This is a genomic window from Chryseobacterium sp. FH1 (assembly GCF_000735135.1).
Lineage (GTDB): Bacteria > Bacteroidota > Bacteroidia > Flavobacteriales > Weeksellaceae > Epilithonimonas.
On the sequence record NZ_JPLZ01000002.1, the window covers coordinates 286,505 to 311,922 of the forward strand.

At 37.5% G+C, this 25,418-nt stretch carries 24 protein-coding genes; 16 read left to right on the plus strand and 8 right to left on the minus strand.

Annotated elements, in window-relative coordinates; all coding sequences use genetic code 11:
- Nucleotides 1-192: 192 nt before the first annotated feature.
- On the plus strand, nt 193-1,233 hold the full coding sequence (locus tag IO90_RS02575; RefSeq protein ID WP_034963623.1) for a GMP reductase: 1,041 nt from the start codon (nt 193-195) through the stop codon (nt 1,231-1,233).
- A gap of 87 nt (nt 1,234-1,320) precedes the next feature.
- Here IO90_RS02575 and msrB read toward each other — a convergent pair whose 3' ends face one another.
- Entirely contained in the window at nt 1,321-1,767 is a 447-nt protein-coding gene (gene msrB / locus IO90_RS02580) for a peptide-methionine (R)-S-oxide reductase MsrB (protein WP_228374635.1), read from the minus strand.
- A 145-nt stretch (nt 1,768-1,912) separates the two neighbouring features.
- The gene (locus IO90_RS02585) at nt 1,913-3,271 is read right to left on the minus strand and encodes an acyl-CoA dehydrogenase family protein (protein ID WP_034963625.1); all 1,359 of its coding nucleotides are present in this window, start codon (nt 3,269-3,271) and stop codon (nt 1,913-1,915) included.
- Nucleotides 3,272-3,614: 343 nt separating this feature from the next.
- On the opposite strand from IO90_RS02585, the gene IO90_RS02595 reads away from it, so the two are divergent.
- The 5 genes from IO90_RS02595 to IO90_RS18260 all read left to right on the plus strand — a co-directional run bounded on the left by IO90_RS02595 (nt 3,615) and on the right by IO90_RS18260 (nt 8,538).
- A complete protein-coding gene (locus tag IO90_RS02595; protein ID WP_034963629.1) occupies nt 3,615-4,499 on the plus strand; it encodes a DUF4349 domain-containing protein in 885 nt (294 codons plus the stop codon).
- A gap of 169 nt (nt 4,500-4,668) precedes the next feature.
- Entirely contained in the window at nt 4,669-5,013 is a 345-nt protein-coding gene (locus IO90_RS02600) for a hypothetical protein (RefSeq protein WP_131450806.1), read from the plus strand.
- 140 nt (nt 5,014-5,153) lie between these two features.
- The gene (locus IO90_RS02605; RefSeq protein WP_034963633.1) at nt 5,154-5,546 is read left to right on the plus strand and encodes a heavy-metal-associated domain-containing protein; all 393 of its coding nucleotides are present in this window, start codon (nt 5,154-5,156) and stop codon (nt 5,544-5,546) included.
- Nucleotides 5,547-5,566: 20 nt separating this feature from the next.
- Nucleotides 5,567-7,891 (plus strand): TonB-dependent receptor domain-containing protein, encoded by a 2,325-nt coding sequence (locus IO90_RS02610; RefSeq protein WP_034963635.1) that lies wholly within the window; start codon nt 5,567-5,569, stop codon nt 7,889-7,891.
- 200 nt (nt 7,892-8,091) lie between these two features.
- Nucleotides 8,092-8,538 (plus strand): hypothetical protein, encoded by a 447-nt coding sequence (locus tag IO90_RS18260; RefSeq protein WP_051878209.1) that lies wholly within the window; start codon nt 8,092-8,094, stop codon nt 8,536-8,538.
- Nucleotides 8,539-8,621: 83 nt separating this feature from the next.
- On the opposite strand, the gene IO90_RS02620 is transcribed toward IO90_RS18260, so the two are convergent.
- Nucleotides 8,622-8,846 (minus strand): putative signal transducing protein, encoded by a 225-nt coding sequence (locus IO90_RS02620; RefSeq protein ID WP_051878212.1) that lies wholly within the window; start codon nt 8,844-8,846, stop codon nt 8,622-8,624.
- Between the two features lie 20 nt (nt 8,847-8,866).
- Entirely contained in the window at nt 8,867-11,188 is a 2,322-nt protein-coding gene (locus IO90_RS02625) for an outer membrane beta-barrel family protein (RefSeq protein WP_034963636.1), read from the minus strand.
- A gap of 299 nt (nt 11,189-11,487) precedes the next feature.
- On the opposite strand from IO90_RS02625, the gene IO90_RS02630 reads away from it, so the two are divergent.
- Nucleotides 11,488-12,417: an LD-carboxypeptidase gene (locus IO90_RS02630; RefSeq protein ID WP_034963637.1), complete on the plus strand. Its 930-nt coding sequence runs from the start codon at nt 11,488-11,490 to the stop codon at nt 12,415-12,417.
- Here IO90_RS02630 and IO90_RS02635 read toward each other — a convergent pair.
- Together IO90_RS02635 and IO90_RS02640 are read right to left on the minus strand one after the other, a co-directional pair.
- On the minus strand, nt 12,414-12,665 hold the full coding sequence (locus IO90_RS02635) for a type II toxin-antitoxin system RelE family toxin (RefSeq protein WP_034963639.1): 252 nt from the start codon (nt 12,663-12,665) through the stop codon (nt 12,414-12,416). The two genes, IO90_RS02630 and IO90_RS02635, sit on opposite strands and share 4 nt — an antisense overlap.
- Nucleotides 12,658-12,873, minus strand: coding sequence for a hypothetical protein (locus IO90_RS02640; RefSeq protein ID WP_034963643.1), 216 nt, complete (start codon nt 12,871-12,873; stop codon nt 12,658-12,660). The genes IO90_RS02635 and IO90_RS02640 overlap by 8 nt, the downstream gene beginning before the upstream one ends.
- A gap of 97 nt (nt 12,874-12,970) precedes the next feature.
- Between IO90_RS02640 and IO90_RS02645 the strand changes: the two genes are divergently transcribed.
- The 5 genes from IO90_RS02645 (at nt 12,971) to IO90_RS02665 (ending at nt 19,209) form a co-directional block, all read left to right on the plus strand.
- Nucleotides 12,971-13,339, plus strand: a complete 369-nt coding sequence (locus IO90_RS02645; protein WP_034963645.1) for a YraN family protein — start codon at nt 12,971-12,973, stop codon at nt 13,337-13,339.
- A 145-nt stretch (nt 13,340-13,484) separates the two neighbouring features.
- Nucleotides 13,485-15,716 (plus strand): TonB-dependent receptor, encoded by a 2,232-nt coding sequence (locus IO90_RS02650; protein ID WP_034963647.1) that lies wholly within the window; start codon nt 13,485-13,487, stop codon nt 15,714-15,716.
- Nucleotides 15,717-15,942: 226 nt separating this feature from the next.
- Nucleotides 15,943-16,584, plus strand: coding sequence for a tetratricopeptide repeat protein (locus IO90_RS02655; protein WP_034963649.1), 642 nt, complete (start codon nt 15,943-15,945; stop codon nt 16,582-16,584).
- Between the two features lie 85 nt (nt 16,585-16,669).
- A complete protein-coding gene (locus IO90_RS02660) occupies nt 16,670-18,790 on the plus strand; it encodes a prolyl oligopeptidase family serine peptidase (RefSeq protein WP_034964246.1) in 2,121 nt (706 codons plus the stop codon).
- Nucleotides 18,791-18,891: 101 nt separating this feature from the next.
- Nucleotides 18,892-19,209, plus strand: coding sequence for a hypothetical protein (locus IO90_RS02665; protein ID WP_131450807.1), 318 nt, complete (start codon nt 18,892-18,894; stop codon nt 19,207-19,209).
- Nucleotides 19,210-19,280: 71 nt separating this feature from the next.
- On the opposite strand, the gene IO90_RS02670 is transcribed toward IO90_RS02665, so the two are convergent.
- Nucleotides 19,281-20,822 (minus strand): glycine--tRNA ligase, encoded by a 1,542-nt coding sequence (locus tag IO90_RS02670; protein ID WP_034963654.1) that lies wholly within the window; start codon nt 20,820-20,822, stop codon nt 19,281-19,283.
- A gap of 292 nt (nt 20,823-21,114) precedes the next feature.
- Here IO90_RS02670 and IO90_RS02675 point away from each other — a divergent pair, with 292 nt between their 5' ends.
- The 4 genes from IO90_RS02675 to tsaB are packed head-to-tail and all read left to right on the plus strand — an operon-like array spanning nt 21,115 to nt 24,090.
- Nucleotides 21,115-21,867, plus strand: a complete 753-nt coding sequence (locus tag IO90_RS02675) for an SDR family NAD(P)-dependent oxidoreductase (RefSeq protein WP_034963656.1) — start codon at nt 21,115-21,117, stop codon at nt 21,865-21,867.
- A 6-nt stretch (nt 21,868-21,873) separates the two neighbouring features.
- Nucleotides 21,874-22,305, plus strand: a complete 432-nt coding sequence (locus IO90_RS02680) for a nuclear transport factor 2 family protein (protein ID WP_034963658.1) — start codon at nt 21,874-21,876, stop codon at nt 22,303-22,305.
- Between the two features lie 42 nt (nt 22,306-22,347).
- Complete coding sequence (locus tag IO90_RS02685) at nt 22,348-23,352, plus strand: virulence RhuM family protein (protein WP_034963660.1); 1,005 nt, start codon at nt 22,348-22,350, stop codon at nt 23,350-23,352.
- Between the two features lie 27 nt (nt 23,353-23,379).
- The gene (gene tsaB / locus IO90_RS02690; RefSeq protein ID WP_034963662.1) at nt 23,380-24,090 is read left to right on the plus strand and encodes a tRNA (adenosine(37)-N6)-threonylcarbamoyltransferase complex dimerization subunit type 1 TsaB; all 711 of its coding nucleotides are present in this window, start codon (nt 23,380-23,382) and stop codon (nt 24,088-24,090) included.
- 21 nt (nt 24,091-24,111) lie between these two features.
- Here the strand turns inward: tsaB and IO90_RS02695 are convergent, their stop codons facing one another.
- On the minus strand, nt 24,112-25,311 hold the full coding sequence (locus IO90_RS02695) for a PQQ-dependent sugar dehydrogenase (protein ID WP_076768750.1): 1,200 nt from the start codon (nt 25,309-25,311) through the stop codon (nt 24,112-24,114).
- Between the last annotated feature and the right edge of the window lie 107 nt (nt 25,312-25,418).

The window sequence follows — 25,418 nt, forward strand, 5'->3', positions numbered from 1 at the left end:
CTTCGCAAAGTTGAAGATTTGTCACGAATTGACACTACTTAAAAAATCGAATTTAGTCATTATTGTAATCAAAGCAAATTTTTCATTCCGTACGAATTTCAGCAGTTTAGATTCCTACGGATGACAAATATTACACATTATTTTAGATAAAAACATCACGATCTTCCAAAAAAAATATCCTAATTTTGAAGTATGCGAATAGAAAACGAAATCAAGTTGGGGTTCAAAGATGTGATGTTTCGACCGAAGCGTTCTACACTCAAATCCCGTTCAGAAGTTACGATAGAAAGAGAATTCACTTTTCTTCACACCCAGAAAAAATGGAGTGGCGTTCCTTTGATCGCTGCGAATATGGATACTGTCGGAACTTTCGAAATGGCAGAAGCCTTATCCAAAGAAAAAATAATCACAGCCATTCACAAACATTATTCAGTTGAAGAATGGAATCAATTTTTAGCTGGAAAATCTGATAAATTCTATCAATACATCGCACTCAGCACAGGAACAGGAAAAGCGGATGAAGAGAAAATCAAAACCATTTTGGATGCCAATCCGAAAATTCAATTTCTCTGTATTGATGTTGCGAATGGATATTCTGAACATTTTGTTCAATTTGTAAAAAAAGCAAGAGAAAATTTTCCAGATAAAATCATCATTGCTGGAAACGTCGTAACCGGCGAAATGGTAGAAGAATTGATTTTGGTGGGTGCAGATATCATCAAGGTAGGGATTGGTCCAGGTTCGGTCTGTACAACACGTGTAAAAACCGGCGTTGGCTATCCACAGCTTTCCGCAATCATAGAATGTGCTGATGCAGCGCATGGTCTCGGCGGACAAATCATAGGAGACGGCGGTTGCAAAGTTCCCGGTGATGTGGCAAAAGCTTTCGGTGGCGGTTCAGATTTCGTAATGCTCGGCGGGATGTTTGCCGGACACGATGAAAGTGGTGGCGAAATCGTAGAGGAAAATGGAAAAACTTTCAGGTTATTCTACGGAATGAGTTCTCAAACTGCGATGGATAAACATTCTGGTGGCGTTGCAGAATATCGAGCCTCGGAAGGAAAAACTGTGAAAGTAGAATATAAAGGTCCCGTTTCTGACACTGTGAAAGATATTCTTGGAGGCGTTCGTTCGACTTGCACTTATGTTGGCGCTTCAAAACTGAAAGAACTTTCAAAGAGAACGACTTTTATCAGGGTTCAGGAGCAGGAAAATCAGGTTTTTAACGGTTAGTTATTTTAAATTAAAAATAAAGTTTTTAACTAAAAAATTAAATAGAAAAAAGTCTCATCGTAAAAGATGAGACTTTCTATTTAACTACTACTTCTTATTATCAGTTTGGAAATCCAAACTTACAGAATTCATACAGAATCGCGTTCCAGTTGGTGGCGGACCATCATTGAAAACATGTCCTAAGTGAGAATCGCATCGCTTGCAAAGCACTTCGATACGTTCCATTCCGTGGGTGGAATCTCGTTTGTAGCTCACACCTTCTTTGTCCGCTTCGAAGAAACTTGGCCAGCCACAAGTGCTTGCAAATTTGGAACTTGAGCGAAACAAATGATTGCCACAAACTGCGCAATAATATTCGCCGAGTTCATCGAATTCATTGTATTTTCCGGTGAACGGATATTCTGTGTTGGCTTCTCTTGCGATGGCGTAAACTTCTGCCGGAAGGATTTTTTTCCATTCTTCGTTGGAGACGTTCAGTTTGGTTTTATCGGTTCTTGAGTAGTAGGGATTGTTTGTGTGTGTATTATCTTCCATTGTTTTTTGTTGTGGTTGTTTGGTTAAGTCCACTTTTTTCTGCGTACATTGTTGCAAAAATAAGGTCATTAATATTAAAAAAACTAATTTTTTCATCTGAGTAAAATTAAGAAATCTATTAGAAGATTCCATTATCATAAGTTAGTTAAACAAACGCACTCATCCCCGTAATCGAACGTCCGACAATCAACGAGTTGATTTCTTTGGTTCCTTCGTAAGAATAAATGGCTTCTGCATCGGCAACAAATCTGGCGACATCGTGCTCGAGCAGAATTCCGTTTCCGCCCATTACTTCTCTGGCTTGTGCGACAACATCACGCGTTCTCAAGCTACAGAAAACTTTTGCCAATGAAGCGTGTTCGTCTTTCAAAATATCTTGGTCCTGCATTTCCGAAAGTCTGAAAACTAACGTTTGCATTGCTGTAAGATTGGACAACATTTCTACCAAATGTCCCTGAATTAACTGGAAAGACGCAATGGGTTTTCCGAATTGTTCACGTTTTCTGGTGTAGTCCAAAGCGCTTTCATAAGCACCTCTTGCGCAACCAGTCGCCATCCACGCAACGCCCGCTCTCGTCATTTGAAGGACTTTTGCGGTGTCTTTGAAACTGTTGGCGTGCTCCATCTTTTGGGAATCTGCGACGAAGCAATCTTTCATCGTAATCAATCCGTTTTGGACAATTCTGAGCGCCATTTTTCCCCGGATTTTTTCAACTGAGAATCCAGCGGTGTCTTTTTCAACAATGAAACCTTTGACCTGATTATCTTCGACATCTCTTGCCCAAATGACGGTCACGTCTGCAAACGTCGCATTTCCAATCCATTTTTTCTGTCCGTTCAGAATCCAGCCACCATCTACTTTTTGACAAGTCGTGGTCAATCCGCCAGCCGCGCCGGAACCAACTTCTGGTTCGGTCAATCCAAATGCGCCGATCAAATCGAATTGTTGCATTCCTGGGAGGTATTTCTGTTTCTGTTCTTCAGAACCGCACATATAAATTGAACCCATTGATAATCCGGATTGAACACCGAAAAACGTTGCCAATGATGCATCAACTCTGGCGATTTCCATTGCGATGACGCCTTCCATCAGGAATGGTAAATTCGGGCAACCGTAGCCTTCGTAAGTGACACCGCAGAGATTAAGCTTTTTGAATTTTGGGATGAGTTCGTGCGGGAAATCGTCCGTCAACCAATATCTGTTGACCAAAGGTTTGGCTTCTTTTTCCATAAATTCACGCACTTTTAGCTGAATGGCTCGTTGTTCGTCCGTCAGTTTCAAATGCAGTTCATAAAAATCGCCGTTGATGGGTGGCAATTCTCTTTTCTTGCCAGAAGAATCCAGCATTTTGGTCAAACTATTCAATTGATTTTTATCAAGTTTTGAAAACTGATGCATCAATTTTGGAAGGTCGACTTTTTGTGAGATTTGGGAAAGTTGGTCTATGTCGATATTTTTTAAAAGGTTGAAAACGCCTTTAATCTTGGAGATTGTGCTGTTCATAGATTCTGTTTTTCTAATTAATGCAATTAATATTCCTAAAAAGAACTTACAATTCTAATCTTATCGACTATTTTCTGAAAATCTATTTTACAAAAAACTGATTGTCAATATTTTAAAATCTGGATTGATTTACAATTAGTTTCGGATTGATTTGCAGAATTACTTTCATTTTAATTATCAATTTTGGGAAAGAAGGCTTCAAACAATTGGAAAACTTTATTGAAACCAGAAACCAGAAACCCGACTTGAATGGACTCTTCGAAAACCTCAGAGTGACAGATTGGGAGTGGAAGGCGGAAAAGTTGCCCAAAATTTTTAAAATTTAATCTCTAAATAATCTATTATGAAAACGAAAATCTTATCAATTTGCTTAATCCTTATGATTATCGGCTGTAAAAAGACTGGCAATGTAGAATCTGCGTATGCTGATTATGGTGTGGATAGCACCGCAAATGTTTCTGACAGCATATCGTTGGCAGCAACCCAAAATATCAAAGACCGCCAATTTGTGAGAAATGCCGATGTTGATATGGAAGTAAAAGATGTTTATGACGCAACAATTTCGATTGAAAAACAATTACAAACAATCGGTGGCTTTGTAACAAATAGTCAAATGGAAGCTCAAACTTTATCAGAAAATACGTACAACACTTCCAATGAATCTGCGATGCTTGTTAGAAAATATCAAAATCAAAATAGAATTCAGGTAAGAGTTCCCACTCAGAAGTTGGGAGAGTTTTTGGATTTCATCAATGATAAAAAAGTGTTTTTGAATTCCAGAATTATCTCTGCTGAAGATGTTTCTGCCGGAATCCGATTGGCAAAGTTGGAATCCGAAAGACAATCGAAAACTAAAGCTAATATTTCAAAACTAAAATCAGGGAAAGACAAAGTGGATTTAGACGACAAAAATATGTCCGAAGCTAATAATCAAAAATATTCTGATGAAATTCTAACTGACAATTTGAGATTCTCAACAGTTGACATTTTCATCAAAGAACCAAAAACAAGCGTTGCGAAAATCCCAATTGTGAACACCAAAAACATTGATAACGATTACAAATACAATTTCTTCTTCGATGTTAAAAATGCTTTTGTGGAAGGCTTCTATTTGATTCAGCAGATTTTTGTTTTCCTGATTTCTATCTGGCCGATTGTTTTGCTTGGCGGATTGGTATTTTATTTTTGGAGAAGGAGAAAAACTTTTCAAACTAATATCGAGAAGTAAATTTTGAACCACAAAGACACGAGGTTTTTCACAAAGTTCACGAGGTTTTAAATTTGAATTCTTGCGTTTACAAAGACTTGTATTCCTTGTGAGAATCTTTGTGCCTTTGTGGTTAAATTAAATTTCCTAATTTTGCAAAACGATGTTGAGAAAACTGCAACTTTTTTTTATGATTTTCTGTTTGGGGATTTTTGTATTTCCGAAGCAGAATTTCAATGCGCAAGTGGCTCAGAGTTCTTGTTGTGAATCTCAATCCAATAATTCTGACTGTTGCGAGAAAGAAGATGCATCATCCAAATCTTGCAGTCACGATTCCAAAAAAGAAAAAGACTGCAAAGACAATTGCACGACTTGCAAAACCTGCAGTTCCGGATTCGTATTTTCCGTTGTGCTGAATAACTTCGACAACAAACTGAGAACACCAATTTTCCAAATCGAAAATCAATATTCTTACTATTCTCAATCGCCATTAGCGCGAGCATTCATTATTTGGCAACCGCCTAAACTTGGTTAATTTTAAATTATTTTCTCTCGCTGATTAAGCAAATCTTGCAGATTTTTATTCTAAAAGTTAATCTGCTAAATCCGTAAAATCTGCGAGAATATAAATTCAAGATTTATTAAACATAAATCAAATAATTAAAATTAATCAAAATGAATACAATCATAAAATCAGGAATGTTGTTCCTATCTATATTTCTATTTTCAAACTTTTCTGCACAGACAAAAACCTTCAAAGCCAAAGTGGAAGGCAACTGCGGAATGTGCAAAGACCGCATCGAAACTGTTGCAAAGTCCGACAAGAACGTAAAATCTGCCGTTTGGAGCGTGAGCAAAAAAACCTTGACTGTAAGTTATGACGCTTCCAAAACCGACAAAAAAGCAATCCTAAAAAGCATTGCGGAAGTTGGTCACGACAACGAAATGTTCCGTGCGTCCAGCAAAGTCTATGACGATTTGGAAGTTTGTTGCCAGTACGACCGTCCGGACAACAGCAAAAAGTTGGCGAAAAACTGCGACCCAAAACAAGTTTGCGAACTTAAATAATCCATTCAAAATTTTTGACGATGAACAATTTAAGTAAAAAACTAATGTTTTTTGTGCTGTTGCTGACGTCTGTTTTTTCCTTTGCACAAGCTGTTACAGAACAGTTTTTGGTGAAAGGGAACTGCAATATGTGCAAGGCCAGAATAGAAACTACTGCGACAAAAGCAGGCGCAATCTCTGCCAATTGGAGCGCGGAAACTCAAACCTTGACAATAGTTTTGGACGAATCCAAAGTCACTTGCGACACAATTCTAAAACAAGTGGCAGAAGCCGGACACGACAACGAGAAATTCAAAGCGTCGGAAGATGCGTACAAAGCTTTGCCTGCGTGTTGCCTTTACACGAGAGGTTCTGATAAAAATGAAAATGTCCACACAGATTCGGATGAAAAGCAAATCGAAGGTGTGAAAATTACCCGAGAAAAGGAAGCAACCGCAATCAGCAAAAAGGAAGCAGGCTTGATTTTCAATATCAGTTCCAAGGAATTGTTGAAAGCGGCGTGTTGTAATCTGTCCGAAAGTTTTGAAACCAATGCGACTGTGGATGTTTCTTTCAGCAATGCGGTGACCGGAACCAAGCAATTGAAAATGTTGGGATTGGACCAAAAATACACGCTTCTAACCAAAGAACAATTGCCGGAAATCCGTGGTTTGGCTTCAGCTTATGGTCTGAATTTCATTCCAGGAAAATGGATTGGCGGAATCCAATTGACGAAAGGCGGAAGCACGGTTGTGAACGGCTACGAAAGTATCACGGGACAAATCAACACAGAACTTTTGAAGTCCCACGATGATGATAAAAAATCGGAAACGGAAATCAATTTATTTTCTGATAACAACGGACGTGTTGAAGCGAATGTGACCAGCACTTCACCAATTTCTGACAAATGGAATCAAAGTGTTTTGTTGCACGGAAACGGAACTTTTGGTGACACAGATATGAACGATGATAACTTTCTTGACCGACCAAAAGGAAGTCAGCTAAATGTAGCTTATTTGTTGAATTACAATGACTTGGAAAGCTCTGGATTCGCTTCGCATTTTGGAATTAATTTTCTGAAAGATGAGCGAACTGCCGGACAAATTGGATTTAACAAAAGGATTCCACAAAAGGAACAATCACTTTATGGCGTTGGAATTGATATTTCGAGGTTTCAATTGTGGAACAAGACGGGTTACATTTTCAAAGGGAAACCCTATCAGAGTTTAGGCTGGATGAATCAACTCACTTATCATCAGCAAGATAGCTTTTTCGGATTGAGAAATTATTATGGAAAAGAAACGTCTTATTATTCTAATTTGATTTTCGAAAGCATCATCGGAAATACGAACAACAAATATAAAGTTGGGGCGAGTTTCCTTTATGACAAATACGATGAAGATTACCTTTTGGACAATTACAAAAGAACTGAAACCGTTCCAGGATTGTTTGCGGAATATACTTTGACAGGCGAAAAATTCACTTTGGTAACGGGCGCTCGAGTGGATTTTCACAATCTTGCAGGAACGCAGTTTACGCCGAGAATGAATTTCAAATATGATTTGACACCAAAAACCATTTTCAGAATTTCGGCCGGAAGAGGTTTCCGAACGGCGAATATTTTTGCGGAAAGTCAGTCTTATTTCGCTTCGAATCGAGAAATTCAAGTTATCAATGATGGCGGAGAAATTTATGGTTTAAAACCAGAAATCGCTTGGAATTATGGTGTGAGTTTACAACAGGAATTCAAATTATTTGGAAGAAAATCAACTTTGTTAGCTGATTTTTTCAGAACAGATTTTCAAAATCAAGTCGTAACAGATTTGGATGAATCGGCTCAGAAAATTTTGTTTTATAATCTTGAAGGAAAATCATTTGCGAACAGTTTCCAGACGCAATGGGATTTCCAGCCTTTGAAAAATCTGGAATTTCGAGTGGCTTACAAATATTATGATGTGGCTTTGGATTACTTGAGCGGATTGAAAAAAGTGCCGTTTATGGCGAAACACAGAGGATTTGCGAACTTGGCTTATTCAACCAACAAAACGGAGAAAGGCAGATTTTGGAGTTTTGATACGACCTTAAATTTAGTCGGAAAACAAAGACTTCCAAACACAAAATCGAATCCTGAGGAATTCCAGATTGGGGATTATTCGCCAAGCTATTCTACTTTGAATGCTCAGATTTCCAGGAATTTTTCTGAGAAAATCAGGGTTTATTTGGGTGGTGAGAATTTGACGGGTTATCAACAGAAAGTTGCGATTTTGGACGCCGGAAATCCATTTGGAAATTACTTTGATGGCGGAATGGTTTATGCGCCAATTATGAAACAGAACTTCTATGTTGGTGTGGATTTTAAGTTTTAAAACTAATTCCTAATTAATAATAGAAAATTTTATTAACCACATAGACACATAGTTTTTTGTATGGATTTAAGAAAAAATAGATGTGCATTCTATTTCTTCTTTATCAAAGTATATTTTACATTTTTCTATGTGCCTATGTGGTTTTATTATTCTAAACAGTATTTTAATTTAAAAATCTTAAATTTGATAAAATTAGAAAATTGAAAAAAATAACAATCCTTATAGCAAGCGTTGCACTTTTATATTCATGTGACAAAGCAAAGACAAGCACGGCCGAAGCGGAAGTTGTGAAAAGCGATTCTGGAGTTGTTGGAAATGAATCTGTAATTTCAGTTTCTGCATCTGAAAATGCGGTAACTCCGACGCCATTGAACGCTTCTCCTGTTGCTTCAACTTCTGGAAAACCAGCTTTGAATCCGGAACACGGACAGCCTTATCACCGTTGCGAAATTGCCGTTGGAGCGCCAATCGACAGTGCGCCGTCTCAGCAACAAGCAACGCCACAAGCGCAAACGCCATCTATTTTAAGTCCAAATGTTGCGCCTGCACCGCAAGCTCAGTCAATCGGACCAAAACCAACTTTGAACCCAGCTCACGGCGAACCTCATCACCGTTGTGATTTGGCTGTTGGTGCGCCTTTGACTTAGATTTATTGAAAATTCAGATAAATAAAATGCAACTTGTGAAAAGTTGCATTTTTTGTTTTGTTTTAAATATTTGGAATTAAATTTTAACCTTCCTGATTATAGAAACCTTCCATCAATTCATTCGCTTTTTCAAAATCATTTTCGGAGACTTTGAGCTGAACACCTCCGCTTGTCGTGTTGAACAAATTGTAAGTATTAGCCAAAATATTCCCGAAGACAAAGGTTTCTACGCCATTGGTTTCTAGGAAAATCTTGAGCATTTCCGCTTCTATTTCTGTATTGAATATTTTGAGTGTGACTAGTTCCATATTGTTTTTTCTTAATTAAATTATAGCCTGTTGGCATTCTCGTTGACCGCTTTTTCCTTGTAATTTGATTTTTTCAATTTTCCAAAGTTATATTTCGCAGAAAGCGATACGGTTGGAGTATTCCCAAAAAAGGTGCCAGTTGAAGCGATTTTGTCATAAGACATTTTTTGGATGTAATTCATTTGATTGAAAACATCGTTGTATCGAACAGTAAAATCAAAATCGGAAACGGAAGATGTCAAACCAAGATTCACCAAGCACATTGCATTGTTTTCGTACAAACCTTCCACACGTTTTGTGATGTAAGAACCATCCAGCAAAACAGATAAATATTTCCAAACATTCACCGTATTGTTGGTGGAAAAATAAACGTAAGGTGTCGACTTTTTTAACACTGCCAAAGAATCTTCGACTTTGTCATAATTCACGGAAAGGCTGTTTTGCGAAGTCCATTTTTTCCATTGAACAGGCACATCTACACCCAAAGAAACGCCCGATTCTTCATCAAAATTAACCGCCGTGAACTTCGAAATATTTCTGTCATCGTCATAAACCAAAGTGTAACCCAGCGGATTTTTACTCGTGTAAGCCGAGGCGTTGACAGATATTTTATTGAGATTGGTCGTGAAAGTAAGGGTGTTGGTGTAAGTTGGAATCAAGTCCGGATTGCCCTGATATTCGACATACGGACTTCCGTACAAACCGCCGGAAGACAAATCTCCATAGTTGGGACGGGAAATACTTTTTCTGAAATTCATAGCATATTCATAATTGTCATTTTGCTTGAAACTGATTTCTGCGTTTGGAAACCAATCCAAATAATCTCTTTTGATTTTAGTTTGATTTTCAATTTTATCAAAACCTTCTGCATTGGTTGATTCCGTTCTCAAACCAGCATTAATATTCCATTGGTCTGCATTAAAAGCGAGATTTGTGTAACCCGCAAGATTTGCTTCCTTGAAATTGTATAGATAAAGTTCCGGATTTTGATTATTCTGATAAGTTGTTCTGTTATCGTTTTTGGTTTCAGCTTTGGTGTAATTTCCGCCCAATTCCAGACGGTAATTTCCGCTCAATTTTTTTTCAATATCAATTCTTCCCGAATAAACATTCCCAGAATATCGCTGAACTCGAAATTGATTGAACTCGTAACCCGAATTGTTGGTATCATTGAAAAATTGATAATCTACATTTTTGCTTTCCCGTTTGAACTGAAATCCGGTCAAAATCTCAGCATCCCACTCTGTTATTTTCTTCTTATAATTAAAGATAGAGTTGATTGTCGCTCTTTTATTATCTTGCTGATTAAGCGTTTTGACATCTTTGGAATTCCCATTTTCTGAGTAGAAAGTGTTGGTATTGTTATCACCTTTGTCCGGTCGGAAATTCCCATTTAAACTGACTGTGATGTAGTCGCCATCGTCATTCAATTCCTGATACAGGCTCGCTCCAAAAATAGTTTGTGGCCGTTTTGTAATCGATTTAATCACATAATCAGAACTAATATTTCTACTCGGAACCGAATAATCAAAACCGTTGCTTTCCCAATGGTTGATTTGGTTGTAGGCCGTATTCAGCTTCCACTCAGTCTTATTTTTCTTTTGCTGAAAATTGACTCCGAAATAATTGCTGAAACGCTTCTGGAAAGTTGCCGTTTCCGTAATACTTAGCTGTGACCCATCTTTCCTGCTTTTTTTAAGATTGACTTTTATAACCGCTTTTCCCTCGGATTCATATTTTACAGAAGGATTTCTGATAATTTCCACAGATTTGATATCATCCACCGCGATTGCAGATAACATCGCAAAATCAACTCTCTGATTATCAACATAAAGCAAAGGTGTTCCTTTTCCGACAAACGATAATCCTTCGCCATTGGCGTCCATCATTACAAGAGGTAATTTTGACAATAAATCGGTGGAAGTTGGCAAGGTGTTCAAGGGAGAATTGGCAACATCGAGCGTAATATTTCCATTTTCTACTTTGAAAATCTTTTTCTTAGCACTAATGGTCACTTCTTCAATCTGCGAACTTTTGGGTTCGAAAATGATTTTTAAAGCCAGATTTTTTTCAAGACTAAATGGCTTTTCATTTTGAATAACATCATCCGAAGATAGCTGAATATGATAATTCCCCGATTTTAATTGGTCAAATTCAAACTTTGAATCTTGTGCAATTGTTGTTTTTAATAATTGATTTTCAGCACCAAACAGATAAACCGCAATCGGCAATGCGACTTTTTCTTGGTTTGAATTAATGATAATTCCGTCAATCTTAAGATTTTGCTGAGCCGAGAAAACAGTTGAGATGAGAATAAAAAACAGTAAAATGCTTTTTGTCATTGATAATGAGTTTTGAATGGTTGTTTTTGATAAAACAATTAGCATCTTTGTTTTATTACATCTTTTCAGAAAAAAAATTGTTTTGAAAACCACAAAAGCTATTATGAATATCAACAATCATAATTAAATTTTTCACAGTCTGTTTGTCATTACGCAGGAATCTAAATTGCTTTGTAAACATAGGATGACAAAATTTCTTTCTAATATTTTATTGCTGAGAAACGCTTCTGCGAATCTTAAAATATTTTCAATAAAATAAAAAATCTTTGCGACCTTTGCGTAAAAATAAACCAACACAAATGCAAAACACCACTTTCCCAAAATCCCTAAAGAAAGGAGACAAAATCGCCATCATTTCCCCAGCTGGTTCTGTTGAAGAAACTCAATTGGAGAAAACTTTAGCTTTAATCAAAAGCAAAGGTTGCGAACCCGTTTTAGGCGAAAATCTCTACACAAAATTCCAAAACGGCTATTCATACGCCGGAACAGAAGAACAACGGATTAAAGACATTAATTGGGCTTTGAACGACTCAGAGATTTCCGCAATCTGGGCTTCCCGAGGTGGTTACGGTTGTCAGCATTTGGTTCAGCATTTGGATTTGAAAGGATTCAAGAAGAATCCAAAATGGTATATTGGATATTCGGATAATACAGTAATTCAAAGTTATCTGTTGAAAAAGGGTTTTGCATCCATCCACGGACAAACCATCAAAACGTCAAGCTTTGGCGTAACCGACGAAAGTTATGATTTGACATTCGAAATTCTGAAAGGAAAATTCCCAACCTACAAAATCGAATCCACAGAAAACAATAGAGTAGGAGAGGCTTCCGGAACTTTGGTTGGTGGAAATCTCGCGTTGATTTATGCACTTTTGGGAAGCAAATATTCTTTCGATTTTCAGGATAAGATTTTATTCATAGAAGACATTGGCGAGAATTTCTACGCAATGGACCGAATGATTATGAGCTTGGAATTAGCCGGCGTTTTCAAAAAAATAAAAGGACTCATCGTTGGCGGAATGACCAATATGGGAAAAGAAAACGAGAACAAAAGCTACGAAGAATCTTTCGACCCATTCGTCAACCAACAGATTGCAAACCGAGTTTCCCAGTACGATTTTCCGACAGTTTTCAACTTTCCAAACGGCCATATCTACGACAACAGACCTTTGATTATTGGTTCAGAAATTACAATGGAAGTAGGGAAGGATGTGAAGATTAAGTTTTAATCATAAATATCTTTACGATGGCCAAGGTCTATGATGTCAATTACAAGCTCCATATCAAAAATTTCGTAGATTACTCGGTAATTTCCTACACGAATTCTACACGCATCTCTACCCTTCAATTTTTTATAACCAAATGGGCGTGGATTTTCTGATAAGCTAAGAATTGATTTTTTAATATTTGAATAGAAAGGCTCCGAAATATTTTGTAAACTTTTACTCGCTTTTTTAGAAAAATTTACTTTATACATCAGATTTTTTCTTCTTTTCGATAGCTTTAAAAACCTCGTCCATAGGAATTCTTGTTCCATCATCTTCTTTTTTTGCTTCATCATAAAGACGAATATCATCTGCATCTTCCAACTCTTCCAGAATTTTTTTATATTCTTTTATTTTCAAAATAACAGCGGTTTTTTTCCCATTTTTGTCTGTTATATATTGTGGATTTAAAGTGGTCATTATAGAATGTATTTGGTTATTCAAATATAAATAATAAATTTATTTAAAATTTTACATAAACTATCATTTATCGACTATCATTCATCATTCATAGGATATGGCAGACCACAACGAATTTGGAAAAATAGCAGAAGACTTAGCTGTAGATTTTTTGGTTAAGGCCAATTACAAGATTCTTGCCCGCAATTTCCGCTACCTAAAAGCAGAAGTGGACATCATCGCAGAATTTGAAAATCAAATCGTGGTTGTAGAAGTAAAAGCCAGACATACAGATGCATTTTTGGAACCTCAGGAAGCGGTTAACAAAAAGAAAATCAAGTTGTTAATTTCAGCAACCAATTATTACATCGAAGAAAATAATATTGACAAAGAAGTTCGTTTCGACATTATTTCCGTTCTTCCAAATCAGCAAAAGACGTTGGAAATCACCCATATTATTGACGCTTTTCAGAGTTTTGAAATCTAAAATTTATTTAAAAGATTGATAATTAAAGGTTAACAAAATGTTTTACGTGAAACATTGACGGTTCGGTTCAGTAAAATTACCATTCAGTCAGAATTACTTTTTATTGATGCTTAGCTCAAATATCTTTGAATCAAAATTATGAGATATGAAAACGCATCGCAAAATATTCGGTCTATTAGCAATTTTGATGAGCATCTGCATTTGGTCGCAAATTACGATTTCTGGAAAAGTGACTTTCAAAAACAAAGCTTTGAAAGATATAAATATCACTTTGAAAGACACTTATGATGGCGCAACTTCCGATGCCAATGGAAATTATTCATTTACAACCACAGAAGCAGGAAATCAAATTTTGGTTTTCTCTGGCAACAATTACGAGTCCTTAGAAATCCCAGTGAACATCGAAGGAAAAGACCTTTCTGTTCCGGCAAATTTGAAATCGCAGATTAATGAAATCAATGCCGTTGTAATTACAGCAGGAAGCATCGAGGCGAGCGATAAAAAACGGGCGACGGCTTTGCTTACGCCTTTGGATATTTACACGACGGCTGGCGCAGATGGTCAGATTTCTTCGGCTTTGGGTTATCTGCCGGGCGTTCAAAAAGTGGGAGAGACGGAAGGTTTGTTCGTACGAGGCGGAACTGGTGCGGAGACCAAGATTTTTATGGACGGGAATCTCATCAACAATTATTTCACAAATTCGGTTCCGGGAATTGCTGGGCGAGATAGATTCAACACGTCGCTTTTCAAAGGAAATATTTTTTCAAGTGGCGGATATTCAGCGGTTTATGGGCAGGCTTTGTCATCCGTTTTGATTTTAGAAAGTGTTGATTTACCGGAAACTACGTCATTCGACTTTGGTGTTTCTCCGATTTTTATCAGTGCCAATTATCAAAAATTAAATCAAAACAAGACCTCTTCTTGGGGCGTTGCTGGAAGTTACTCAAATCTTGGTTTGATGGGAAAATTATTCAATTTCAATACAGATTTTGGTAAATATCCACAAGGTTATGGTTTTGATGGAAATTTCAGAATTAAAACTAAAAAAGGTGGTTTCATAAAATATTACGGAAGTGTGGACGAGAATCAATTATCCGTTGAATCCGAAAGTTTGGAGAAAGATTTCGACAGAAATAATGTGAGTTTGAAAGGTCAAAATACCTATCATAATTTGTCTTACAAAGAAAGATTTGGGAAATATCTGGTGAATATCGGCGGTTCTTACACGTACAATTCAAACGATTTGGATTTTGCAAACCTTCTCAATAATGTGGAAATTAATCAAACAAAAATCAACAGCCAGTCCAATTACATCAATGGAAAATTGGTAGTCGAAAGAAAAGTCGGAATCAATACTTTGAGAGCTGGAGTTGACTTCAACAATGCGGATGAGAAAATGAATTATGGCTTTTACGAGAAGAATTACAAAGATTTGATTTCCTCGGTTTTTGCAGAGACGGATTTGATTTTCACCAATGATTTATCAGCAAAAATCGGAGCAAGAACAGAACATTCTTCGTATCTCGACAAATGGAATTTCTCACCCAGAGTTGCTTTGGCTTATCGGATTTCCAATCAATGGACAACGTCTTTGGCTTACGGAATGTTTTACCAAAATCCTGAAAGCAGATATTTGATTTCAAACAATTTTGATTTTCAAAGAGCCGACCATTACATTTTTCAAGTTCAGAAAAATGCTGAGGGCAGAAATTTGAGGTTCGAAGCTTTTTATAAAAACTATGATAAATTGATTAAAACTTCGTCTATCTCCAACGAAAGTTCATCATCGCCAAATAATCAATACACACAGTTTGCAAACAGCAATTCCGGAGGTGGTTTTGCAAAAGGAATCGAGCTGTTTTGGCGAGACAAGAAAACCTTCAAAGACATTGATTATTGGATTACGTATTCTTATCTGGATTCGAAAAGAGACTTCTTAAACTATCCTTTTAGTTTAGCGCCCAATTTCGCTTCAAAACACACTTTGAATGTCGTGGCGAAAAAGTTCATTATGGATTGGAAGACGGGTTTCAATATGTCTTACACTTACGCGAAGGGCCGTCCTTATTATGATATTATTTCTGACAACGGCGAAAATATTCTCAGAAATCAAGGCAAACTGAAAGACTTCAGCGGACTCAACTTCAGTGTGAATTATGTTCCTAATGTTGGGAAAAAAGATTCCAAATCATTCACCGTTTTTGTTTTGAGCATCAATAATATTTTGGGAAATAAAAATGTTTACGGTTTCAATTATTCCGCGGATGGAAATACTAGAACTACTGTGAGACCGCCAGTTAATACCTTTGTTTTTGTTGGTGTTTTTGTGAGTTTCGGAGTTGATAAAACGGATGATGCGATTAATAATAATTTGTAAATCCATATCTAAGAATATTATTTTTTCTCGCAGATTAAGCAAATCGTGTAGATTTATTTTAAATATAAAATATGAATAATCTGCCAAATCAGCGAGATTTTAAAAATTTAAACAAACTCTAACAACTCAGTCATCAAAAACAACAATTCAGCAGAATAAAATTTTAACCGAAGAAAACTCATTCTATCTTTGAATCAGCAAATTAAAACAAATAAAAATCGACGATATGAAAAAATTAATTTTAGGACTCATAATGTTGTCCATCAGCTTTACAGCCTTTGCTCAAACGGTTTATGAGAAGGCAATGACAGAAAAAGTGGCCAAAGTGGAAGAGCAAAAATCACCAGAAGAATTCACTGCTCTTGCCAACGATTTCGACAGAATCGGAACCAAGGAAAAAGCGCAATGGTTACCGTATTACTACGCCGCTTTCGCGACGATTCAGAAAGGAAGAAGCTTGATGAGGTCTGGCAAAACTGCAGAATTGGACCCAGTTGCAGAGCAGGCAGAAAATTATATTGAAAAAGCAGAAGCGCTTAGCCCAAACAATGCGGAACTTTTTATTCTGAAGAAAATGACAAGCGGTTTCCGAATGATGGTTGACCCGATGTCGCGCTATATGCAGGAATCTCCAATTGCACAAAAGGCGATTGCGAAAGCACAAGAGTTGGATCCAAACAATCCAAGAATCACCATCCTTTTGGCCGAAGATGCTTATTTTACGCCGGAACAATTTGGCGGAAGCAAAGCGAAAGGCCAAGAACTTTTCAAGAAAGCGTTGGAACAGTTCAAAACGTACAAACCAAGAACGGCGTTGGATCCGAATTGGGGAAAATCTGAGGCAGAATATTTCTTGAGCCAGAAATAGATTACGAACATTCCATATTTACATCATTCCTTCGCAATTAGCGAGGGAATTTTTATTAATTTTGGGAACATTCAAAAAATTAGAAATGAAAGTAAAATCAATTTTTGCAACAGCAGCTGTTGTTTTCTATGTTGGTGCCAATGCTCAATCTATGTCAAAGTCAAATTATCCCAAAGCAATCAAAGGAAGCCAAACCGATAACTATTTCGGAACGTCGGTTGCAGATCCTTTCCGTGATCTGGAAAACGATTCCGAAGCAACCAAAAAATGGGTGGATGAGGAAGTTGCTTACAGCCAAAATTATCTTTCCAAAATCCCTTTCAGAGAAACCATCAAAAGTCAATTGAGAGACATCTGGAACTACGAGAAAATCTCTGCACCGTTCAAAGAAGGCGATTATACTTATTTTTCCAAAAACAATGGATTGCAGGCGCAATCTGTGATCTACAGAACTGGTCTTAAAACCAAAGATATCGAGGTTTTCCTTGATCCGAACAAATTCTCTGAAAAGGGAACAACCTCGCTTTCCAATCTTTCGTTCAACAAAAAAGGAAATCTTGCCGCTTATTCTATCTCAGAAGGCGGAAGTGACTGGAACAAAATCATCATCATCGATGCCATCACCAAGAAGCAAATCGATGAAACGATTGTTGATGTGAAATTCAGTGGAATCGCTTGGCAAGGTGACGAAGGTTTCTACTATTCAAGCTACGACAAGCCAAAAGAAGGAACTGTTTTGTCTGGAATGACCGACAAACACAAGGTTTATTACCACAAATTAGGAACGAAGCAATCCGAAGATAAATTGATTTTCGGAGGTGAAAAAACACCGAGAAGATATCTTTCTGCTGGTGTTTCAGAAGATCAAAGATTTTTGATTATTTCCGGCGCCAATGCAACCAACGGAAACGAGTTGTACATCAAAGACTTGAAGAACGGAGGTGATTTTGTTCAGATCAACAAAGGTTTTGACATCAATGCCGATATTGTAGATACGCAAGGCGACGACCTTTTCATCTTCACAGACAAAGACGCTCCAAATATGCGTTTGGTAAAAGTGAGCATCAAAAATCCAAGCCCAGAAAACTGGAAAGACGTCATCCCACAATCTGAAAATGTATTGAGTATTTCTGAAGGTGGCGGTTACTTTTTTGGGAAATATATGAAGGATGCCATCAGCATTGTGAAGCAATTTGATAAGACTGGAAAAGTAATCAGGGAGATTGCTTTGCCAGGAAAAGGAACAGTTTCCGGTTTTGGAGGTAAGGAAAAAGAGAAAGATATCTATTATTCTTTCACGAATTACATCACGCCTGGAACGATTTACAAATACAATGTAGATTCCGGAAAATCAGAAATTTACCAAAAACCGAAAGTGAAATTCAATCCAGAAGATTACGTTTCTGAGCAGGTTTTCTACACCTCCAAAGATGGGACAAAAGTTCCGATGATGATCAATTATAAAAAAGGAACCAAGCTGGACGGAAAAAATCCAACAATCCTTTATTCTTACGGTGGTTTCAACATCAGCCTTCAGCCAGGTTTCTCCGTTGTGAATGCGATTTGGATGGAAAACGGAGGCATCTACGCAGTTCCAAACATCCGTGGTGGTGGAGAGTATGGAAAGAAATGGCACGATGCGGGAACGAAGCAACAGAAGAAAAATGTGTTCGATGACTTCATAGCGGCGGGAGAATACTTGCAGTCGAAAGGTTACACTTCGAAGGAATTTATGGCACTTTCTGGCCGTTCCAACGGTGGACTTTTGGTTGGTGCAACGATGACGATGAGACCAGATTTGGCAAAAGTGGCTTTCCCAGGCGTTGGCGTTTTGGATATGTTGCGATATAACAAATTCACGGCTGGCGCAGGTTGGTCGTACGATTACGGAACGGCGGAAGACAGCAAAGAAATGTTTGAATATTTGAAGTCTTATTCGCCAGTTCATCAAGTAAAAACAGGAACTTGCTATCCATCAACGATGATCATCACAAGCGATCACGATGATAGAGTAGTGCCGGCGCATTCATTCAAATTTGGTGCTGAGTTGCAGGAGAAACAAGCTTGCGGAAATCCAATTCTCTTGAGAATTGAGAAAAATGCAGGTCACGGCGCAGGACGTTCTACAGAACAAGTGATTGGCGAAAATGCTGATTTGCTGAGTTTTGCATTGTTTGAAATGGGCATTAAAGCTTTGAAGAAATAATTAAATAAAATCAAATAGAATCCCGAAATTCGTTTTCGGGATTTTTTAATTTGGACAACAATTTGCTACAAAAACAGTCATCAATCAAAATCTTATAACAAATGAAAACAACTATTCTATTTTCCAGCTTTGCAATCGCTTTATCAATGATTTCTTGCAAGAAAGAAAAACCAAAAACCGAAGTTTCCTATTCTTACAAAGCGGAGGACGGAAGCCGTGCAAAGGCAACTTTCATAGAAGAAGGAAAAGATAAAACCGTTACTCTGGAATCCAATCACAACAAGTTTGTTCTGGATTTCAAGAAGAAAACTGCGGAGGGAGAATTCTATGAGAGAAGCACCATTTCTGCCGAAACCAAAGGCGATTCCTTGCTTATTTCGCAGGATGATCAGGTGATTCATTTGGTAAAAGACAAATAATAAAAATCCCGATTTTGAATCGGGATTTTTCATATATTAATTTGACGTGTCAGTCAGAGGTTCTCAAAGACTTAGATCTTCGCAAGCAAATTCCTGAAACTCGTTTTCTCATCAATGATCCTTCTCAAGTCAGCCACAGGAACTCTTTCTTGTTTCATCGTATCACGATCTCTTATGGTCACGGTATTATCTACCAAACTACCGTGATCGATTGTGATACAAAGTGGCGTTCCGATTGCATCTTGTCTTCTGTAACGTTTCCCGATCGCATCTTTCTCTTCATAAAACAAGTTAAAATCATACTTCAGATCGTTGAAGATCGTCTCAGCGTATTCTGCCAGACCGTCTTTTTTCATCAACGGAAGAATCGCTGCTTTTACCGGCGCCAAAGCTGGTGGTAAACTCAAAACTGTTCTTTCAGATCCATCTTCCAAAACTTCATCCTTAAGACAAGTCGAGAACAAAGCCAGGAACAATCTGTCCAAACCAACGGAAGTTTCCACTACATAAGGCACATAATTCTCATTTCTTTCCGGGTCAAAATACTGTAATTTTCTACCAGAATGTGCTTCGTGAGCCTTCAAGTCAAAGTCAGTTCTGGAATGAATTCCTTCCAATTCTTTGAAACCAAACGGGAAATTAAACTCAATATCTGCTGCAGCATTGGCATAATGCGCCAATTTCTCGTGGTCGTGGAAACGGTAATTTTCAGAACCCAATCCAAGAGCCAAATGCCAGTTTAGACGCTTTGTTTTCCACTGCTCATAGAATTCCAGCTCCGTTCCAGGCGCTACAAAATATTGCATTTCCATTTGCTCAAATTCTCTCATTCTGAAGATAAATTGTCTCGCAACAATCTCATTTCTAAATGCTTTTCCAATTTGCGCGATCCCGAAAGGTAATTTATGTCGAGAAGTTTTTTGAACATTCAAATAATTCACGAAAATCCCCTGAGCTGTTTCTGGTCTCAAGTAAAGATCCGTCGCCGTATCCGCGGAAGCGCCCAATTTGGTCCCAAACATCAGGTTGAATTGTCTCACTTCCGTCCAGTTTTTAGAACCTGTGTCCGGGTCCGCGATTTCCAATTCCTCAATCAAAGCTTTTACATCGGCAAGATCTTCGTTTTCCAAAGATTTCGCCATTCTTGTAAGGATTGTCGCTCTTTTCGCACGATATTCCAAAACTCTTGGATTCGTAGCTTCAAACTCAGCTTTATCAAAAGCGTCACCAAATCTCTTGGCCGCTTTTTCTATTTCTTTATTTTCTTTATCCTCAATTTTCGCACAATAATCCTCGATCAAGACATCCGCACGGAATCTCTTCTTAGAATCCTTGTTGTCGATCAATGGGTCGTTGAACGCGTCCACGTGTCCGGAAGCCTTCCAGATCGTTGGGTGCATAAAGATGGCAGAGTCGATGCCCACGATGTTTTCGTTCAGCTGAACCATCGCTTTCCACCAATATTGTTTGATGTTGTTTTTCAGTTCCGCACCGTTTTGTCCGTAATCGTAGATTGCAGAAAGTCCGTCATAGATCTCGGAACTTGGGAAAATAAAACCATATTCCTTTGCGTGAGAAATCACTTTCTTGAAAACATCTTCTTGCTTTGCCATATTTAGTTTAATTGAAGTGCAAAAATAAGGATTTTGCCGGAAGTGAGATGATGGAAGATGGAAGTTTTTAAAAACCACGGAAAATTTTACATTTATTTCATATTTTTTACTAAGATTTTGGAATGTAGAGAGATTCTTGTCATCACTCTCAGCCATAAATATGTTAGAATCCAATCAATTCTAAATTCCAAAAAATGTTATTCTCATTAAAATATCATCATCGAATAATTTCTGGATTTTTCCTCTTTCATATTTTTATGCGTTAATTTTGTACATCCAAATCTAAAGTAAATTGAAAACAATATTCATCACCGGAGCTACTTCCGGAATAGGAAAAGCAACTGCAATCCTATTGGCAAAACAAAAAAACAGAATCATTCTCTGCGGAAGAAATAAAGCCGTTCTCGAGGAATTGAAATCAGAATTATCAAAAGAGACTGAGGTTTACACTTTGAGTTTTGATGTCCGAAATTCTGATGAGGTTTTCGAAGCCATCAATTCTCTTCCAGAAGATTGGAAAAATATCGATGTTTTGATTAATAACGCTGGAAATGCCCATGGTCTAGATTCAATCGCAGAAGGAAACATCGACGACTGGAACGCAATGATGGACGGCAATGTAAAAGGTTTGCTCTATGTTTCTCAGCCAATCATTAAACTAATGAAAGAAAAAGGGAACGGACAAATCATCAATATCAGTTCGGTCGCGGCAAGGCAAACTTATGCAAATGGTGTTGTGTATTGCGCATCCAAAAAAGCGGTTGATGTAATTTCGGAAGGGATGAGAATTGAGCTGACAGAATTCGGAATTCGTGTGACCAATATCCAACCTGGTGCCGTTGCAACAGATTTCTCTAAAATAAGATTCAAAGGCGATTCCGAAAAGGCGTTTGCTGTTTACGCTGGATACGAAGCTTTACAAGCGGAAGATATTGCTGATGCGATTGCTTATTGCATCAATGTTCCAGAGCGTGTTTCGATTGCGGAATTCACGATTTATCCGAAGGCACAGGCTGAGCCGAGAACGATTTACCGAAATGTTTAGTTTAAGATGAAATTGCTGTCATTTTTACTTTTGTTCAATTGTGTCTGGGGATTTTCGCAGACTTATTCCAAAAATGGAAAAGCATTGATAACGCAAGTTTCGAAGCTTGATTCTTTGATGCAAAATAACGATTCAAAAATTCTCGAATTATTTTCTAATGACGTTTCGTTCGGACATTCCAACGGTTGGGTTCAGAATTATCAGGATTTCAAGACAGATTTTGAATCGGGAAAAGTGAAATACCAGTCCGTCAATCAAACCGAATTGAAAGAATTTAAAATTAAAAATAAATTCGCAAACATCAGAAGAATCATCGTTGTAAAAGGACTTTACAAAAACGAAATCTTCGAAATGAAACTTTCCGTCTTGGAATTCTGGATTAAACAAAGAGGGATTTGGAAACTGTGGAGCCGGCAAAGTGCGACTTTGAAATCGTAAATATTATTATATTTTTGTTTTAAGATTTATAAAACACAAAAAATGTTTGACCAAGCTAAACAATTTTTAATTTACAGTTTGCCCAACGATGAAGTTCGGGTAGATGTTTTTTTGCAAAACGAAACGCTTTGGCTCACACAGAAGGCGATGGCCGCTTTGTTTGACGTCGCCAAGTCTACTATCAGTGAGCATTTGTCAAATGTTTATGCCACAAATGAACTTACAAAAGAGGCAACTGTTCGGGAATTCCGAACAGTTCAAAAAGAAGGAGAAAGAAATGTCACAAGAAGCCTTGAATACTATAATCTTGACGCCATAATTTCTGTTGGTTACCGCGTGAATTCTGCGAAGGCAACGCAATTTAGGATTTGGGCAACGAAAACCTTGAAAGAATTTATCATCAAAGGTTTTGTGATGGACGATGAACGATTGAAGCAAGGACAAACTGTTTTTGGTAAAGATTATTTTAAAGAATTATTGCAGAGAGTTCGTTCGATTCGAGCAAGTGAAAGGCGGATATATCAACAAGTGACAGACATTTTTGCAGAATGCAGCATCGATTATAATAAGAATTCTGATGTGACAAAAAACTTTTACGCCTCGGTTCAGAACAAATTCCATTTTGCTATTACTGGAAGCACCGCTGCAGAAATTATTTATAAAAAAGCAGACAGCGAAAAGGAAAATATGGGCTTGACGACTTGGAAACATTCTCCGGACGGCAGGATTTTGAAGTCTGATGTCGTGGTTGCTAAAAATTATCTGGAAGAAAAAGAAATCCAGCAACTTGAAAGAACCGTGACAGGCTATTTTGATTATATCGAAGGTTTGATTGAAAGAGAAAATACATTTACAATGGAATCTCTAGCGGAAAGCGTCAACAAATTTCTGAACTTTAATGAATATAAAGTGCTGGAAGGAAATGGAAAAGTAGCAAAAGTTGTTGCAGATAAAAAAGCCGTCACAGAGTATGATACATTCAACAAAACTCAAAAAATAGTTTCTGATTTTGATAAACAGGTTAAGAAATTAGGAAAGAAAATTTAAAATTAATTCTCAGAATTACTATCAATTATGAAAATCCTCCACATAGAAACCTCGTCCAAAAACTGTTCAGTTGCCATTTCGGATGGCGAAGAAATCCTTTGTCTTTGCGAGGAAGTTTCCGATAATTATAAACAGTCCGAAAGTTTACATTCCTTTGTAGAATGGGCTTTGGAAGGCGCAGAAATTTCTTTGAAAGAATTAGACGCGATTTCATTAGGAAAAGGTCCTGGTTCTTACACGGGACTTAGAATTGGCGCGGCTTCTGCAAAAGGATTTTGTTATGGGTTGAAGCTTCCTTTGATTGCCATTAATTCGTTGGATTCTATGGTGGAAGAATTTGTCAATCAAGGTTTTGAATTGATTATCCCATTGATTGACGCCCGGAGAATGGAAGTTTACACCGCATTTTTCGATGGAACTTGTGGCGAAATGATAAAAGAAACTGAAGCCAAGATACTTGATGAAAATTCTTTTTCAGAACTGGCTGACAAGAAAGTTTTGTTTATCGGTGATGGCGCAAAAAAATTCCAAGATTTGCTCTCCTCCTCTAGAGGAGCTGGAGGAGGACTTCCAAATGCTGAATTCAAATCCGATATTTATCCATCTGCAAAAGGTTTAATTAAGAAATCTGTTGAGAAATTTAATCAAAAAGATTTTGAAGACACTGCTTATTTTGAGCCATTTTATCTAAAAGATTTTCAAGGTGTTAAGAAAGCAGACCGCATAAAAAAATCCTGAAAGAATCAGGATTTTTAAGTTTTATTTTTTAGAAACCTTATAAAGTTTTCCGCTATCGGTGATTCCGTAGAGGTTGCCGTCTATTCCGTTCAGGACATCTCGGAATCTTTCTTTCTGGTCACGAAGCAAACGTTCTTCGCCAACCACTTTGTTATCCTTGATCACAATCCGGTTGATGTGTTGACCACTTAAACACGCGATGAATAGGTTGTTTTTCCATTCGTCAATATTTCCTGTGTAGAAAGTCACACCGCTTGGCGAAACCACGGGGTCCCAATAATAAACGGGCTGTTCTGTTCCAGCTTTCTGAGTTGTTCCATTGTTGATTTTTCCACCTGTGTATTCAATTCCATAAGAAACATCGCCCCAACCATAATTTTTTCCAGCTTGGATCAGGTTGATCTCGTCTCCGCCTCTTGGTCCCATTTCGATGTCCCACAGTTGACCTTTTTCATCCAGGGCCAAACCTTGTGGACTGCGGATTCCATAAGCAAAAATCTCAGGTTTGTAACCCGCTTTCCCGATGAACGGATTTCCAGCGGCAGGTTTTCCGTCTTTTGTTATTTTTAATATTTTTCCTAAATAATTATCTGGTTTTATGGCGTGAACTCTCATCTCTTTGTCCGATCTTTCGCCTGTGCTGACAAATAGATTTCCATCCTTATCAAAAACCAATCGGCTTCCGAAATGTTTATCGCCATCGTAAGAAGGTGTAGCGCGGAAAATCACTTTCACGTCAGAAATAGTTTTCAGGTCAGCAGTAAGTTTTCCTTTTGCAACGGAAGTCAAATTCCCGTCTTCAAAAGGTTCTGAGAAAACGAAGAAAATCATATTGTTTGTTTGGAAATCTGGGTCCAAAGCTACATCTAACATTCCGCCTTGTCCTTTGGAATCTACTTTTGGAAAGCCATCGATTTTTGAAATTTGTTTTCCGTCTGAAGAAACGATATTCATAAAGCCTGACTTTTCTGTAATCAAGAATCTTCCGTCAGGCAAATTAATAATCCCCCAAGGTTTTCCGAGCGAAGTATTCAGAACTTCTACGTTGTAAGGTGTTGTGGTTGTTACAGGTGTAGCCCTTGTTTGTCCGGCAAATGCGGGCTTATAATCTGTGTTTGGTTTTTCTTCTTGAGCCGTTGGTTTGCTTGGTTGCCCTTTCCAATTGCATGAACAAAGAAGGAAGAATGTGCAAAAAAGAGTTGGTATTGTGGATTTTAACATAAGATTTATTTTCAAAATACTATGAAAAAATAATGCCACCCAAAAATCATATTTTTGATTCGTGATTTTTACTAAATATTAAAATTATTTGTATTGACCCCTATGTT